This window comes from Gilliamella sp. B14448G11, assembly GCF_016101765.1.
Lineage (GTDB): Bacteria > Pseudomonadota > Gammaproteobacteria > Enterobacterales > Orbaceae > Gilliamella > Gilliamella apicola_N.
Window position 1 is genome coordinate 171196 of sequence record NZ_JACFPX010000001.1, and the last position, 14539, is coordinate 185734.

Annotated in this window: 11 protein-coding genes; all 11 read right to left on the bottom strand. The window is 34.5% G+C overall.

Annotated elements, in window-relative coordinates; genetic code table 11:
* A complete protein-coding gene (nrdR, locus tag H3S88_RS00760) occupies nucleotides 1-453 on the bottom strand; it encodes a transcriptional regulator NrdR (protein ID WP_039129891.1) in 453 nt (150 codons plus the stop codon).
* Between the two features lie 616 nt (nucleotides 454-1069).
* Entirely contained in the window at nucleotides 1070-2359 is a 1290-nt protein-coding gene (gene thrC, locus H3S88_RS00765) for a threonine synthase (RefSeq protein ID WP_198226398.1), read from the bottom strand.
* A gap of 109 nt (nucleotides 2360-2468) precedes the next feature.
* On the bottom strand, nucleotides 2469-3407 hold the full coding sequence (thrB, locus tag H3S88_RS00770; protein ID WP_086326973.1) for a homoserine kinase: 939 nt from the start codon (nucleotides 3405-3407) through the stop codon (nucleotides 2469-2471).
* Nucleotides 3408-5864, bottom strand: coding sequence for a bifunctional aspartate kinase/homoserine dehydrogenase I (gene thrA / locus H3S88_RS00775; protein ID WP_198226396.1), 2457 nt, complete (start codon nucleotides 5862-5864; stop codon nucleotides 3408-3410). It abuts the gene before it with no gap.
* Nucleotides 5865-6223: 359 nt separating this feature from the next.
* Nucleotides 6224-6553, bottom strand: coding sequence for a hypothetical protein (locus H3S88_RS00780; RefSeq protein ID WP_025314694.1), 330 nt, complete (start codon nucleotides 6551-6553; stop codon nucleotides 6224-6226).
* 139 nt (nucleotides 6554-6692) lie between these two features.
* Nucleotides 6693-7445, bottom strand: coding sequence for an SDR family oxidoreductase (locus tag H3S88_RS00785; RefSeq protein WP_198226394.1), 753 nt, complete (start codon nucleotides 7443-7445; stop codon nucleotides 6693-6695).
* A gap of 190 nt (nucleotides 7446-7635) precedes the next feature.
* Complete coding sequence (gene uspA, locus H3S88_RS00790) at nucleotides 7636-8088, bottom strand: universal stress protein UspA (RefSeq protein ID WP_039129723.1); 453 nt, start codon at nucleotides 8086-8088, stop codon at nucleotides 7636-7638.
* A gap of 65 nt (nucleotides 8089-8153) precedes the next feature.
* Nucleotides 8154-9668, bottom strand: a complete 1515-nt coding sequence (pitA, locus tag H3S88_RS00795) for an inorganic phosphate transporter PitA (protein ID WP_198226392.1) — start codon at nucleotides 9666-9668, stop codon at nucleotides 8154-8156.
* 69 nt (nucleotides 9669-9737) lie between these two features.
* A complete protein-coding gene (locus H3S88_RS00800) occupies nucleotides 9738-10709 on the bottom strand; it encodes a bile acid:sodium symporter family protein (RefSeq protein ID WP_198226390.1) in 972 nt (323 codons plus the stop codon).
* A 67-nt stretch (nucleotides 10710-10776) separates the two neighbouring features.
* A complete protein-coding gene (gene rpoD, locus H3S88_RS00805; protein ID WP_065737728.1) occupies nucleotides 10777-12618 on the bottom strand; it encodes an RNA polymerase sigma factor RpoD in 1842 nt (613 codons plus the stop codon).
* A gap of 84 nt (nucleotides 12619-12702) precedes the next feature.
* Entirely contained in the window at nucleotides 12703-14484 is a 1782-nt protein-coding gene (gene dnaG / locus H3S88_RS00810) for a DNA primase (protein ID WP_198226388.1), read from the bottom strand.
* Between the last annotated feature and the right edge of the window lie 55 nt (nucleotides 14485-14539).

Consider the following 14539-nt stretch of genomic DNA (forward strand, 5'->3'; position numbering starts at 1 on the left):
TTATTTTTGTTGTAGTTTAGCAATTTCATTACTAAACTGCTCAATATCATGAAAACTAAAATAGACTGAAGCAAAACGGATATAGGCAACTTTATCTAGATCTTTTAGTTCTTCAATAACATAATTACCGATAAGTTTAGCTGGTATTTCACGTTCACCGGTTGCTCTAATTTTTGATTTTATACGCGTAATTGCGTCTTCAATTGCATCAAGACCAACTGGGCGCTTTTCTAATGCGCGTTTTATACCATTGCGTAATTTATCTTCATTGAACGGCTCACGAACTTTATTACTTTTGATAACATTAGGCATAATTAATTCAGCAACTTCAAATGTAGTAAAACGTTCATTGCATTCTACACATTGTCGACGGCGACGAACTTGAAAACCCTCACCAACAAGACGTGAATCAATCACCTTGGTATCATCAGCATTACAAAACGGACAGTGCATAAAATTATCCTAATAATGTCACAACTAACACTACAATAGCTGAAAATATCAATTAAAACAAGGTTTCAATAATGAATGGTTGTTACATTAATAAATTTATGATTCTATTCATTTTAAACATAACTAAAATTAAGAAATAATCCTCATTAATTTATTAAAAAAACTATTAAATTAATGAATATATACATTATTATTCTTATCATTTCATTACATTTATTGCCACTATGCTATAACATTGATAAATGTTTAAAAATTCTAACGTTTTTTAGTTATAGTTTTAAGGTCGCATAACAAGAAAAGCTAGAAAGAATAAGAAATCAAATAATTATAATCTAGATCAACAATAATAATTGACGGTAAACACATCAACAGAAACGAAAAATACGCAGACACATTAAATCATAATTTTCTTAAAATAAAAAACTTGTGGTAAGTCGAAATTGGCATTACCTAATCTAAACTATTAAGGAAAAATTTTTAGCTTCAATATTAATATTAGAAAGGTATTAAGGACTCACCAATTATAAGAAAACTAAACAATAATCCAATAGATTAAGTTAATAAAAAAATAATAAAACAAAAATTCCGTCGCCAAATTAACGACGGAAATAAAGATTTACCAATCTAATTTGATTAAAAAATCACGCAATTTAGCAAAATCATCTGGCATATAATGGGAAAGCAATGTCATATCTGCACGTTCTGCGAGTGCTTTCGGTAAAGGAATTGATTTACCAAGAATGTCTTCTACCACTTCTTTAAATTTAGCTGGATGTGCAGTACCTAAAAATAGTCCATATTCCCCTTCTTGTAACTGATCACGCAGTGCACGATAAGCAATTGCACCATGAGGTTCAGAAAGGTAACCTTTTTTGTCAAGTTCCTGTACCGTCTTTTTGGATACTTCATCAGAGACTGCAGCATGACCAAGTGATTTAAGCGACCACCTTTCTCTTTTATAAATCTCCTCAATACGAGGCCAATTATTAGGTTGGCTAACATCCATAGCATTGGATAGCGTTGCTACCGTTGCATGAGGTTCCCACTTACCTGTTTCCAAATAGCGTGGCACAGTATCATTGGCGTTGGTTGCAGCAATGAAACGTTTAATTGGTAATCCCATTGTCTTAGCAAGTAGACCTGCTGTTAAGTCACCAAAATTGCCACTTGGTACCGAAATCACTAATTGCTCACGTTGTGCTGGGGTTAACTGAGCAAAAGCTTCAAAATAGTAACAAATTTGTGCTAATAATCGACTTATATTAATAGAATTAGCTGAATTTAAGCCAATGGCTGTTTTTAAATCTTCATCATCAAATGCTTTTTTAACTAACGCTTGGCAAGCATCAAAATCACTTTGTATCGCAATAGTATGAATATTATCGCCAAGCGTACAAAATAGCTTTTCTTGTAATGGACTAATTTTTCCTTCTGGATATAAAATCACTACTCGAATATTCGGTAAATGATAAAATGCATGAGCAACCGCTGCTCCAGTATCGCCGGATGTCGCAGTTAGAATCGTAATTTTTTTATCAGCCGCAACTTGCACCAAAGCCTGGGCCATAAAGCGACCACCAAAATCTTTAAAGGCTAATGTTGGGCCATGGTATAACTCTAATGAACCTATATCTTTTTCTACTGATTTGACTGGAGCAGGAAACTGAAATGCATTTTTTACCAATCTATGCATATCAGTATCACCAATTTCATCACCAATAAAAGCGGATAAAATCTTGGCACTACGACTTACAAAATCTAGTTTTAATAATGCATCAATTTCATTTAGCGAAAATTTTGGTAAATCTTGAGGAAAAAATAGACCTTGTCCTCTTCCTAATCCTTGTTGTACTGCTTGTGCAAAGCTAACTTGCTGTGTGTGATCTTTTAAGTTGTACAATTTCATAATATTTTCCGATTATCTTTATGCTTATATTGTTTACTTTATCTGTTAGTCATTTATTGACCTATTGATAACGCTCTGGAAACTTTCATGCTTTATATCGTAGATAGAGTTATATAACTCTTGCGCCTTGGTTATCTATCTTACAAATATGCGTAAAACCTTCCTCATTTTGTAAGTAGCAATTTTTTAATAGCAATTCAATTTGCTGCGCTGTTTCAAGTTTGTCAGCAATGACAAACATGGTCGGTCCTGATCCAGAAATACCCGATGCTAAAGCACCAAGTTGTTTTACCCGATTTTGCGTTTCATCAAAGTTAGGTAATAGTTGTTTACGATAAGGTTCTGCAATATTATCGCGCAGCATTGTTGCAGCAAGTTTTGGTTGATTTGTGTAACAAGCGTGAATAAAACCACCAACATATCGACCATGAGCGACGCAATCCGCTTTTTGATATTGTGCAGGCAAAATAGCTCGTGCTTGAGCTGTCGATACCTTTATACCTGGATAGGCCATCACCCAATACCAATTGTCAAAATGTGGAATGGATTCACTAATAATCCCCATTTCATCAAGGATAAGTTGCATTCCTCCCAAATAACAAGGTGCAACATTATCGTAATGAACGCTTCCAGAAATCCGACCTTCAAGTTCTCCCATCATAGAAAGCATTTCAAACTCACTAAATGGCTTATCAAAAAATTCATTTAAAGCAACCAATGCCCCTACTACTGAACATGCACTGGATCCTAATCCTGAACCAATAGGCATATTTTTTTCAAGTGTCATACTAACTGGGAGCGTTTTACCCATCGCTTCACAAAAACGCTGCCAGCATTGATATACAATATTGTATTTAGGATCGCGTGGTAACTTTTGAACAAATATTCCTTTACAAGTAAGAGAGAATTCTGTTGCGGTTTCAACTGTGATCAGATCACCCAACATCACACCACTAATCGGATTAATGGCAGCACCTAAAATATCAAAACCAACACTGATATTCGCCATTGATGCTGGCGCATATACTGTTAAAGATTTATGACTCATTTAACCTCCGATTTTACCTGATGTAGTGCGTAAAATATCAGCAAAAACACCCGCTGCAGTCACGTCATTACCCGCCCCATAACCACGTAGTACTAATGGAATTGGTTGATAATAACGAGTATAAAATGCTAAAGCATTTTCGCCATTCTTAACTTTATAAAGAGGGTCTTCACTATCAACTGCTTCAATTTTAACACTACATTGATTATTTTCGATACTACCAACATATCGTAATACTTTTCCGTTTTTGGCTGCTTGTTCAGATTTTGCTTTAAATTCAGCATCTAATTGCGGTAATTTAGTCATAAACTCATCAATATTGCCTTGGGAATATTCAGCGGGTAAAACAGATTCAACATTAATTTGATCGAGTTCAAGTTGTAATCCAGCTTCTCGCGCTAAAATAAGTAATTTTCTAGCAACATCTGTTCCAGATAAATCATCCCGAGGATCTGGCTCAGTAAAACCTTTCTCTTTAGCTAGTTTAGTTGCTTCAGACAATGACATTCCTTCATCAAGCTTACCGAAAATGAAAGAAAGCGAACCTGATAATATCCCTGAAAATTTAATAAGCTCATCACCCGCATTTAGTAAATTTTGTAAGTTTTCAATTACCGGTAAGCCTGCACCTACATTGGTATCATATAGGAATTTGCGTTTACTTTTTGCAGCTTCTTGGCGTAAGCGTAAATAATAGGCCATAGAGCTGGTATTTGCTTTTTTATTTGGAGTAACCACATGGAAACCATTAGCTAAAAAGTCAGCATATTTGTCGGATACTTCGCTACTTGAAGTACAATCGACTAGAATTGGGTTAAGCAGTCGGTTATTTTTGGCAAATTCAATAATACTATCTAATGTGTATTTCATTTCACTCTGTTTGATTTGTTCACGCCAATTATCAAGAATAATACCATCTCGATTAAGCACGCTATGTTTTGAATTAAATAAACCGCATACCCGTAAATCAATCTGTTTGTTTTTAAGCCATTTTTGTTGGCGACCAATTTGATCGACAAGTGCGCCACCCACACCACCAACACCAATTATAAAAACATCAAGCATTTTATCTGTTCCAAATAGCATTTGATGAGCAACTCGTACGCCCATTACCGCAACATCATTATCAACCACAACTGAAATTGAACGTTCAGATGATCCTTGTGCAATAGCGACAATGTTAATATTTGCTCTAGCTAATGCAGTAAAGAAATTGGCTGATAATCCACGTAATGTGCGCATACCATCGCCCACAACTGAGATAATAGCCAGTCTTTCAATAATTTCAATCGGTTCAAGTAATCCATCTTTTAATTCTAAGAAGAATTCATCACTTAAAGCTTCTTCTGCACGATAAAGTTCAGATTGTGGTACACAAAAACTGATACTGTATTCAGATGATGATTGTGTAATAAGAACAACAGATATACCTGCGTAAGACATCGCCGAAAAAACCCGAGCCGACATACCAACCATGCCTTTTAGACCAGGACCAGAAACGTTAATCATCGCCATATTATTTAAATTAGTAATCCCTTTTACAGGAGTGGTTGAATCAACAACATTGGCGCCAATAAGTGTACCTGGTGCATCAGGGTTATTGGTATTTTTTATTAAACATGGAATTTGGAACTGTGCAATAGGTAAAATGGTTCTAGGATGAAGAACTTTAGCGCCAAAATAAGAAAGTTCCATCGCTTCTTGATATGACATAGTTTTTAGTAATTTGGCATCAGGAACAGTGCGAGGATCACAAGTGTAAACACCATCAACATCGGTCCAAATTTCACAGCTATTGGCTCTTAAACAAGCTGCAAGAACTGCAGCCGAATAATCAGAACCATTACGACCAAGTACAACCAACTCCCCTTTGTCATTACCCGCTGTAAATCCAGGCATTAAAATAATATTTTGCTGTGGAATGCACATCTGTGCAATTCGATGACTTGATTCGGGAATATCAACCGTAGATTCTAAGTAGCCACCTTCAGCAATAAGCATTGCAACAGGATCGATTACGGTAATGGTGTGACCTTTCGCCTTAAGCAGCTCTTGCATAATAGTAATTGACAGTTTTTCACCACGACAAATAATTGATGCATTAATACTATCTGGGCATTGACCTAATAAGCGAATTCCTTCCAGCAATTGCTTAATATGATTTAATTCATTTAACGCAAAACGTTTCATTTCTTCATAAGCAAAATTAGGTTGTACTTTTGCAAGCCCCGCTAATAAATCAGCAAAAATTTTTTCCGCATCATAAATATTGTTTTTGATTTCTTGTCCGGCAACTGTTTTTTCAACCATTGCAACTAAATGATTAGTGATTTTAGCAGGTGCTGATAAAACAGTCGCTGTTTGTTCTTGTTTAGCATTATTTTCAATTATCTCCGCTACTCGCAAAAAACGTTCTGCGTTAGCAACAGATGTTCCTCCAAATTTTAAAACTTTCATATCACACCTTACTTATCTTTTTTATTTATGCCATTACGATTCAAAATACAATTATTCGACTTTTTTACATCGATAGGTATTATGAAAACCCTTTAGTGTTATAACATTAGTTATAATTTTATTTTCAAACTATAGTTAAATTTTAATAAAAATATTTATTACACAATAAAAAAACCCGCCTTTTAGGGGCGGGTTTTTTATATTTTTTGGGAAAAATCAACCCGCCCTAGATCGCGTAATAGTACCTAAGGTGCCAATAATGCCTGTCATACGGATTGAAATAATCATTATTTTTCCTAAAACTTTTTCACTTAAACTCTAAACAAAACAGCCCGACATTTTCATGTCAGGCTGTAATTCTAAAAAACTTTTTTGCTGTTTTCGTACTCATTAACAACTTTATTCAAAGCTTGATATATACTTTGCGCATCTTGTTTATTTAACGCTTCATCAAGAATATTGAGGTACGACAACATTAATTTCTGATTGTCTTCGGCAAACTGCGGTGATACTTCCTGATCTTCATATAACATGACATAAGTACGGGCAAACCCAAAGATCAAAAAATAGACCGATGCATTTTTCGGATCTTCTTGAATTAATGCTCTCATTGCCTTGCGTAGTTTTACATAGCTATCCGTACCCGGCAAACTTGTCGCAAATGTTTTCGTTACTTCAGAAAATGTCATTGCAATAAACCCCAATCAAAATCACAAGATGAAAGGATAGCAACCCGTCAGCAGAAGTGCAAGTGTATTTTGTTTATTAAACATAGTTTTTTATTTTTAATAAACAGCATATACCAATTAATACCTAATAAGTTTATTATTATAAATCCTTGCAAACAGATAATCCGGCTGAAGCTTGTGCAACAGGCATTATCTCAATTGAGTTAACATTAAAGTGCGTTGGTGTATTAACTAACCAAGATACGGTATTTGCTATATCTTCGGGCGTGATATAATCTACACCTTTATATACTTCCGCCGCTTGTTCATCATTTCCATGAAACCGTACATTTGAAAATTCTGTACCACCGCACAAACCAGGCTCAATATTGGTAACTCTAATTTTTTTTCCTAAAAGATCTGTTCGTAAATTTGCACTAAACTGCTTAACAAATGCTTTCGATGCACCATAAACATTACCGCCTTTATAAGCATAACTACCAGCTACTGAACCAAGGTTAATAATATATCCAAAATTACGTTCGACCATTCCTGGCAAAATTTGGTGGGTTAAATGTACCAAGCCTATTATATTGGTTTCAATCATGGTTTCCCAATCATTATAGTCTGCTTGGTATGCTGGTTCTAATCCTAAAGCTAATCCGGCATTATTAATTAAAATATCAATTGGTTGGAACTCTTTAGGAAGTTGTAACAAAATTGATTCCACCGCATCTTTTTTTGTTACATCTAAAGACAATGGTAAGAAGTTTGAACCTAATTCATCAGCTATCTTTTGTAGTTTATCGGTTCGCCTAGCGACACCAATAACTTTATAGCCATCTGCTATTAGCTTGCAGCAAATAGCTTGTCCAAATCCAGAGGAAGCGCCAGTAACTAAAGTAATATTCATAGTAAAAACTCCTTATAGGCTTAAAGACAATATAGATACGAGTATATTCTCATAATCAATATGATAAATATGCAAAAAGTGGTAAATAAATAATTTTACTTAAACGTATAGTTAACCTGAAACTTCTTGACAATAATGCAAAATAACTTTTATAAAAAACCCGCTAAAAAAGCGGGCTAATATTTAAATTTCATTTAGCAGATTCTTCTGATGGTTCTTCGTCTTTTAATGGAACAATCAGTGTATCAATATGAGTATTATTGATTAATTGACGAGCAGAAGACATTAACTTGCTCCAAAAATCCTGATGATGACCACATACAACAAGATCTGCGCCATATTCGTGAATTGCTTCAATTAATACTTGACCAAATTCACCATTTCCTGAAAGTGTGTGTGCAATAGGATATCCTGCATCATCAGCCAGTTTATTCAAAGCAATGTGTGCATCTTCTGTGATTTTGTCTTTCATATCATTCATATTAATGTCAACCAACCCTGTATATAGATCAGAATAGTTAATACCAACATGAATCAAAGAGATTTGAGCATTATATGGCCTTGCCATAGAGACCGCTTTCTCGACAAGAACTTCACTTTCAGGTGATAAATCCACTGCGACTAATATATGTTTATAAGCCATGATATTTTACTCCTTCCTATTTTGACGCTCAGGTTAAATTTTGAATTTATACTCTCTTTTTACTACTAAATTAATTTTTGAGCAAGCCAAAAAAGTGACCCAGATAACAAAATTGAAATCGGCAATGTCAAAATCCATGTTAATGCAATATTTTTAATTGTTTTGCTTTGTACACCACCACCATCAACAATCATTGTTCCAGCCACCGATGATGAAAGGACTTGAGTAGTTGATACTGGCATACCCGTATAGCTAGCAATACCAATTGAAAGTGCTGTGGTAATTTGCGCCGAAACACCTTGAGCATAAGTCATCCCTTTTTTACCAATTTTTTCACCAATGGTAACAGCAACTCGACGCCATCCAATCATAGTACCAATAGCAAGCGCTGAAGCCACTGAGATGATGATCCAAATAGGTGCATATTCAATTGTTTTAAGTAAGTCCTTATTGACCGAATTTAAATATTGTTTATCTTCTGACGAAACATTTGGTTGTTTAGCAACATGTGAAACAGTATCGGACAAGCAAAGTAGAATACGTCTAGCTTGTGAGCGTTGCTCAACAGTAAGAGATTCATAATCATTCATTTTATTAAATAGATTATTAGCAATATTTAATGTAATAAAAGAACGCGAATAATCACAATGATATTGATTTAAATCGCTGATAGGCACGTTAGAGTCAACTGTAGATTGAGAGCCAATTACAGTCGTTAAATCTTGATTATGAGTAACAAAATAGTCTTCAATATTGTGGATAGCATTGCGAGTATTGGTAATATCATAAGTTGAAGCACTCATATTAACAATAAAACCTGCGGGAGCAATGCCCATTAGCACCAACATTAATAAACCAATTCCTTTTTGCCCATCGTTAGCACCATGTGAAAAGCTTACACCGGCTGCTGATATAATAAGCATTATGCGAATCCAAAATGGAGGCTTTTTCTTACCATAGAGTTTTTCACGCTGCTCTGGTGTCATGAAAATACGTTCTCTTTTTTTACTACTTTTTTTGCTTTGACTTTTACGTGTCCAATATTTACGTAGTAAAAAAATCATCAAACCAGCAACAACAAGACCAATTACTGGTGAAATAATTAATGATAAAAAGATTTGAATCATCTTTGGAATATTAAGCGCATCAATAATTGATGTATCCATAATAAATGCATTAGCAAGTGCTACACCAATAATGGAACCAATTAAGGTATGAGAACTTGATGCAGGGATGCCAACATACCAAGTTCCTAAATTCCAAATAATTGCTGCGAATAAAATAGAAAATACCATTGCAAGCCCATGTGTAGAACTTACATTGAGTAATAAATCGGTTGGTAATAAGTGCACAATCGCATAAGCAACACTAAGGCCACCAAGCAACACACCGAAGAAATTAAATACTCCTGCCATAAAAACGGCAAGTTGCTCTTTTAATGCTCTGGTATAAATAACCGTTGCAACAGCATTGGCTGTATCATGAAATCCATTTATAGCCTCGTAAAAAAGCACAAATAACAATGCGAAGACTAATAATACAATAGTTGAAAATTCTAAATCAGAAAATAGATGAAACATAATAGATCTTTCTGTTGTTAATTAACGACTCTATTATCCTTTAGAATAGGATAATGAGCAAAACAAATTTTACATTTTTCGTTTAGCATAGCGGGCAGCTAAAAAAGCACAGATCATTAATTGTATCTGATGAAAGATCATTAAAGGTAAAATCATAATCCCCATAATCGACATTGGAAAAATAACACCGGCCATGGGAATACCACTAGCTAAACTTTTTTTTGAACCACAAAATACGATTGTAATTTCATCTTCTTTGCTAAAACCAAATAGTCTTGCACTATAGGTCGTAATCAATAAAACAATAACTAATAATACAATTGAGAAAAATATTATGTTTAATAATGATAAAAAGCCAACTTGTGCCCAAATGCCATTAATAACTGCATCACTAAAAGCAACATAAACCACTAATAAAATTGATAAACGATCAGTTTTAGAAATGATATTTTTGTATTTTTCTATCCATTTTATTATAAAGCGACGAGATAAATGACCAATAATAAAAGGTAACATCAATTTTAACATTATTGAGGTAATTGCATCGACTATATTCATTGAAGCAACAGCTTGAGTATTCATTAGTAACCCAACTAAAATAGGAGTAATAAAAACACCCAATAATGTTGATGCTGAGGCACTACAAATTGCAGCAGCTACATTCCCTCTTGCTATCGAAGTAAATGCTATTGCTGATTGTACTGTTGCAGGTAAAACACAAAGGTACACAAAGCCTAAATAAAATTCTTGCGATAAAAAAGTTGGCACTAAAAATTGCATCATAACGCCTAAGATAGGAAAAACCACAAAGGTCGTTGCAAATATTAACAAATGTAATCGCCAATTTTTTATGCCAATAATAATGGATTGAAAAGAAAGTTTAGCGCCATGCATAAAAAATAACAATCCAATGGCAAAAGTTGTAAGGTGCTCAAAGAATATTTTAGTTTGTCCCTTACAAGGCAAAATACTTGCAGTAATAACAACACAAATTAAAGTCAATAAGAATGGATCAATCTTCAAACGTTGGAGTATATTCATAGTTACCAATCTTTTTTGCTAAAAAAATCGCCACAATAGTGGCGATATAGTTTACGTGTAAGAACACTTATTCTAAGAAGCTACGAAGAACATCCGAACGACTTGGATGACGTAATTTACGTAACGCTTTAGCTTCAATTTGACGAATACGTTCACGTGTTACATCAAATTGTTTACCAACTTCTTCAAGCGTATGATCGGTATTCATATCAATACCAAATCGCATACGTAATACTTTTGCTTCGCGTGGCGTTAAACCAGATAAGATATCACGTGTTGCACTGCGCAAGCTTTCAGATGTTGCTGCATCTAATGGTTGCTCTAGTGCGGTATCTTCAATAAAGTCACCTAAATGTGAATCTTCATCATCACCAACTGGTGTTTCCATTGAAATTGGTTCTTTAGCAATCTTCAACACTTTACGAATTTTATCTTCTGGCATTTGCATACGTTCAGATAACTCTTCTGGTGTCGGTTCGCGACCAATTTCTTGTAACATTTGGCGTGAAATACGATTTAACTTATTAATCGTCTCAATCATATGTACTGGAATACGAATTGTTCTTGCTTGGTCGGCAATTGAACGTGTGATAGCTTGTCTAATCCACCAAGTTGCATAAGTTGAGAATTTATAACCTCGACGGTATTCAAACTTATCTACAGCTTTCATTAGACCGATATTACCTTCTTGAATCAGATCTAAGAACTGTAATCCACGGTTAGTGTATTTTTTTGCTATAGAAATAACTAAACGTAAGTTTGCTTCAACCATTTCTTTCTTAGCGCGTCGTGCTTTTGCTTCACCAATAGACATACGACGATTAATATCTTTAATTTGCTCAATAGAAAGATTAGTTTCCGTTTCAATTTGTTGCAACAAGTTAACTTGTGCAGCAATTTGCTCCTCGAAATCTTTTAAATTAGCCGCAAAAGCACTTTTCGAAGTTAATGCTTTATTATACCAATCCATATTATTTTCATTTCCAGTGAAATAATTCATAAATTGTTTTTTCGGCATCTTACATTGTTCAACGCAGATCTTCATAATTACACGTTCGTGTGCTCTTACACGATCCATCATACTTCTCATATTGTTGACAAGTATATCGAACTGTTTAGCAACTAAACGAAATTGTTTGAAAATCTCTGATAAATTTTCGATCTCTTTTTGTGCTTTTTTGTGACCTCTTCCATATTTTTTAATAGCTTCAGAAGTTTTATTATGCTGTTCTTGTAATTCAGCAAATTTTGCTCTAGCTACTTCAGGATCAATCGAAACATCTTCATCTGCAGATGAATCACCATCCTCATCTTCATTTTCATCGTCACTATCGTCGATTTCGATCTCGGTTTCACTATCTTCTAAATCTTCAGGTAATTCTTCTGTTACTTCTTCCGCATTTGGATCAACAAAACCGGTAATTAAATCAGATAAACGAACTTCTCCACTTTCGACTAAGTTATATTGCTCAAGTAGATAAGTAATCGCCTCTGGGTATTCAGACACTGAAGTTTGAACCTGATTAATGCCATCTTCAATACGTTTGGCAATATCAATTTCACCTTCACGAGTTAAAAGTTCTACCGCTCCCATTTCTCGCATATACATACGAACAGGATCGGTTGTTCGACCTATTTCTGACTCAACATTAGATAATACTAATGCTGTTGCTGCTTCAACGGCTTCTTCATCAGGGACATTATCTGAAAGTAATAACTCATCAGAATCAGGGGCTTCTTCAAGAACTTGAATCCCCATATCATTAATCATTTGGATAATATCTTCAATCTGATCTGAATCAATAATCTCTTCAGGCAAGTGATCGTTGACATCAGCATAGGTTAGGTATCCTAGCTCCTTACCACGAATAATTAGGAGTTTTAGCTGTGATTGAGAATTTTGCTCCATAAAAGGTATCCACTTTTAGTTATTTGGTCATGTGTATATTATATATGTAGAACATTAGCTGTTATCTACGTATACCCTATATATTTAGTCTTTTTTTGATAAAACAAGTATTAATGTCGCTAATTCTTTTTTCTCTGCGGTACTTAAGCCGGAGACTCTCTCTTTTGCGATTAGTTCATCTTGTCTTTGGGCGAGTATATTATCATATAACTCTTTTAAAGTATGTTTAAAAATAGATTCTATATCATCATCTTGGTAATGAAACTCCCAGGTTGATAAACGACTAATTTGCTTATAAAACGGCCTTTCTAAACACTCAGTTAATATTTGTGCAGTAGTTATATTAGGATAGCGCTGGCATAATTCAAGTAGTTCAATAAAAATATCAATACCAGCCATTTTCACTTGACCAATAGCATTAATATCGGAAACAAGCTGCGCAAGATTAGGATATTGAAGTAATAAACCGATCAAAATACGCATTGTTGTTAACTTCATTTGTGCTATTGGTGCAGTTTCTGGAACCTTACTTTCATATTTTTGGCGATTAGATTGCATCAATTGCTCTATTTGAGACAAATCAAGTAATCCTAAATAACGCCCAAGTTGTTGTAATAAATTTAATCGGAAAGCCTTTGCTTTTATTTGATCAAGTAAAGGAAGCGCCAATGAACTTAATTTAGCTTTCCCTTCCGGTGTTTTCAAATCAACTTGTTTTAGTAATTCATCAAATAAAAATTTAGACAAGTTTGGTGCGGTTTTCAGGTAATCTTCAAAACCTGTTTTACCGACTTTACGTACAAAACTATCTGGGTCTTCATCTTGAGGTAAAAAAGCAAAGCTTATCTCTTCACCATCAATCAAGCAGGGTAATAAAACATTTAATGCTCGCCAAGCAGCATTCCTTCCTGCATTATCTCCATCATAACAAAAGATAACAGAATCTGTAGCTCTAAATAGAAGTTTAATATGTTCTTCTGATGTTGCTGTCCCTAGAGCTGCTACCGCATAATCAATACCATATTGGGCCAGAGATACAACATCCATATAACCCTCTACAATTATTAATTGTTTCGGGTTACGATTGGCTTCCAAAGCTTCATAAAGTCCATATAACTGAAAACCTTTATGAAAAATAGGCGTTTCTGGTGAGTTTAAATATTTTGCTGAGTCATTAATAATAGTTCTTCCCCCAAAGGCGATCACATTACCTTGTCTATCACGAATTGGGAACATGATTCGCCCGCGAAAGCGATCGAATCGATTACCTCTATCATTATTAACTGACATCCCTGCTTTATCATATAACTCTGCTTCGTTTTTTGTCTTTACAATAGTTTGAAAAGCTAATTGGCTTGAATTAGGTGCGTAACCAATTTTATACCTAGCTATAATTTCCGTATTTAGCCCACGTTGTTCTAGATATTTATGTGCATCAATCGAGGTTGATAATGCTAATTGCTGTTGGTAAAAATTGGTTATTTTAGCCATTAACGTATACAGATCACGGCGAATATTTCGTGATTCAATCTGTTTTGATTGATCTATTTGGTTATTTTCATTATCCGTATAAGGAACTCGAATTCCTTGCATACTGGCTAATTCTTCAATAGCTTCAGGAAAAGACAAACGTTCATATTGCATTAAAAAATTTACAACCGAACCAGATGCCCCACAACCAAAACAATAGTAGATCTGTTTTTTTTCATTCAATGAAAAAGAGGCAGTTTTCTCATCATGGAAAGGACAACAACCAAAGTAATTATTCCCCTTTTTTTTCATTTTGACACGTTTGCTGATCACATCAAGTATACTTGTGCGAGCAATCAAGTCTAAAATAAAATCGCGAGGAATAAGACCTTTCATGATAATTCAACCGATATTGGCACTATACGCAAAGACAACAAGCCGTATGTATATG

Bases quoted from the DNA above. Each gene is read 5' to 3' on its own strand.
- uspA (WP_039129723.1), bottom strand. From the start codon at position 8,088: ATGGCTTATAAACATATATTAGTCGCAGTGGATTTATCACCTGAAAGT.
- H3S88_RS00800 (WP_198226390.1), bottom strand. From the start codon at position 10,709: ATGAATATACTCCAACGTTTGAAGATTGATCCATTCTTATTGACTTTA.
- thrC (WP_198226398.1), bottom strand. From the start codon at position 2,359: ATGAAATTGTACAACTTAAAAGATCACACACAGCAAGTTAGCTTTGCA.
- dnaG (WP_198226388.1), bottom strand. From the start codon at position 14,484: ATGAAAGGTCTTATTCCTCGCGATTTTATTTTAGACTTGATTGCTCGC.
- rpoD (WP_065737728.1), bottom strand. From the start codon at position 12,618: ATGGAGCAAAATTCTCAATCACAGCTAAAACTCCTAATTATTCGTGGT.
- thrB (WP_086326973.1), bottom strand. From the start codon at position 3,407: ATGAGTCATAAATCTTTAACAGTATATGCGCCAGCATCAATGGCGAAT.
- nrdR (WP_039129891.1), bottom strand. From the start codon at position 453: ATGCACTGTCCGTTTTGTAATGCTGATGATACCAAGGTGATTGATTCA.
- H3S88_RS00780 (WP_025314694.1), bottom strand. From the start codon at position 6,553: ATGACATTTTCTGAAGTAACGAAAACATTTGCGACAAGTTTGCCGGGT.
- thrA (WP_198226396.1), bottom strand. From the start codon at position 5,864: ATGAAAGTTTTAAAATTTGGAGGAACATCTGTTGCTAACGCAGAACGT.
- pitA (WP_198226392.1), bottom strand. From the start codon at position 9,668: ATGTTTCATCTATTTTCTGATTTAGAATTTTCAACTATTGTATTATTA.
- H3S88_RS00785 (WP_198226394.1), bottom strand. From the start codon at position 7,445: ATGAATATTACTTTAGTTACTGGCGCTTCCTCTGGATTTGGACAAGCT.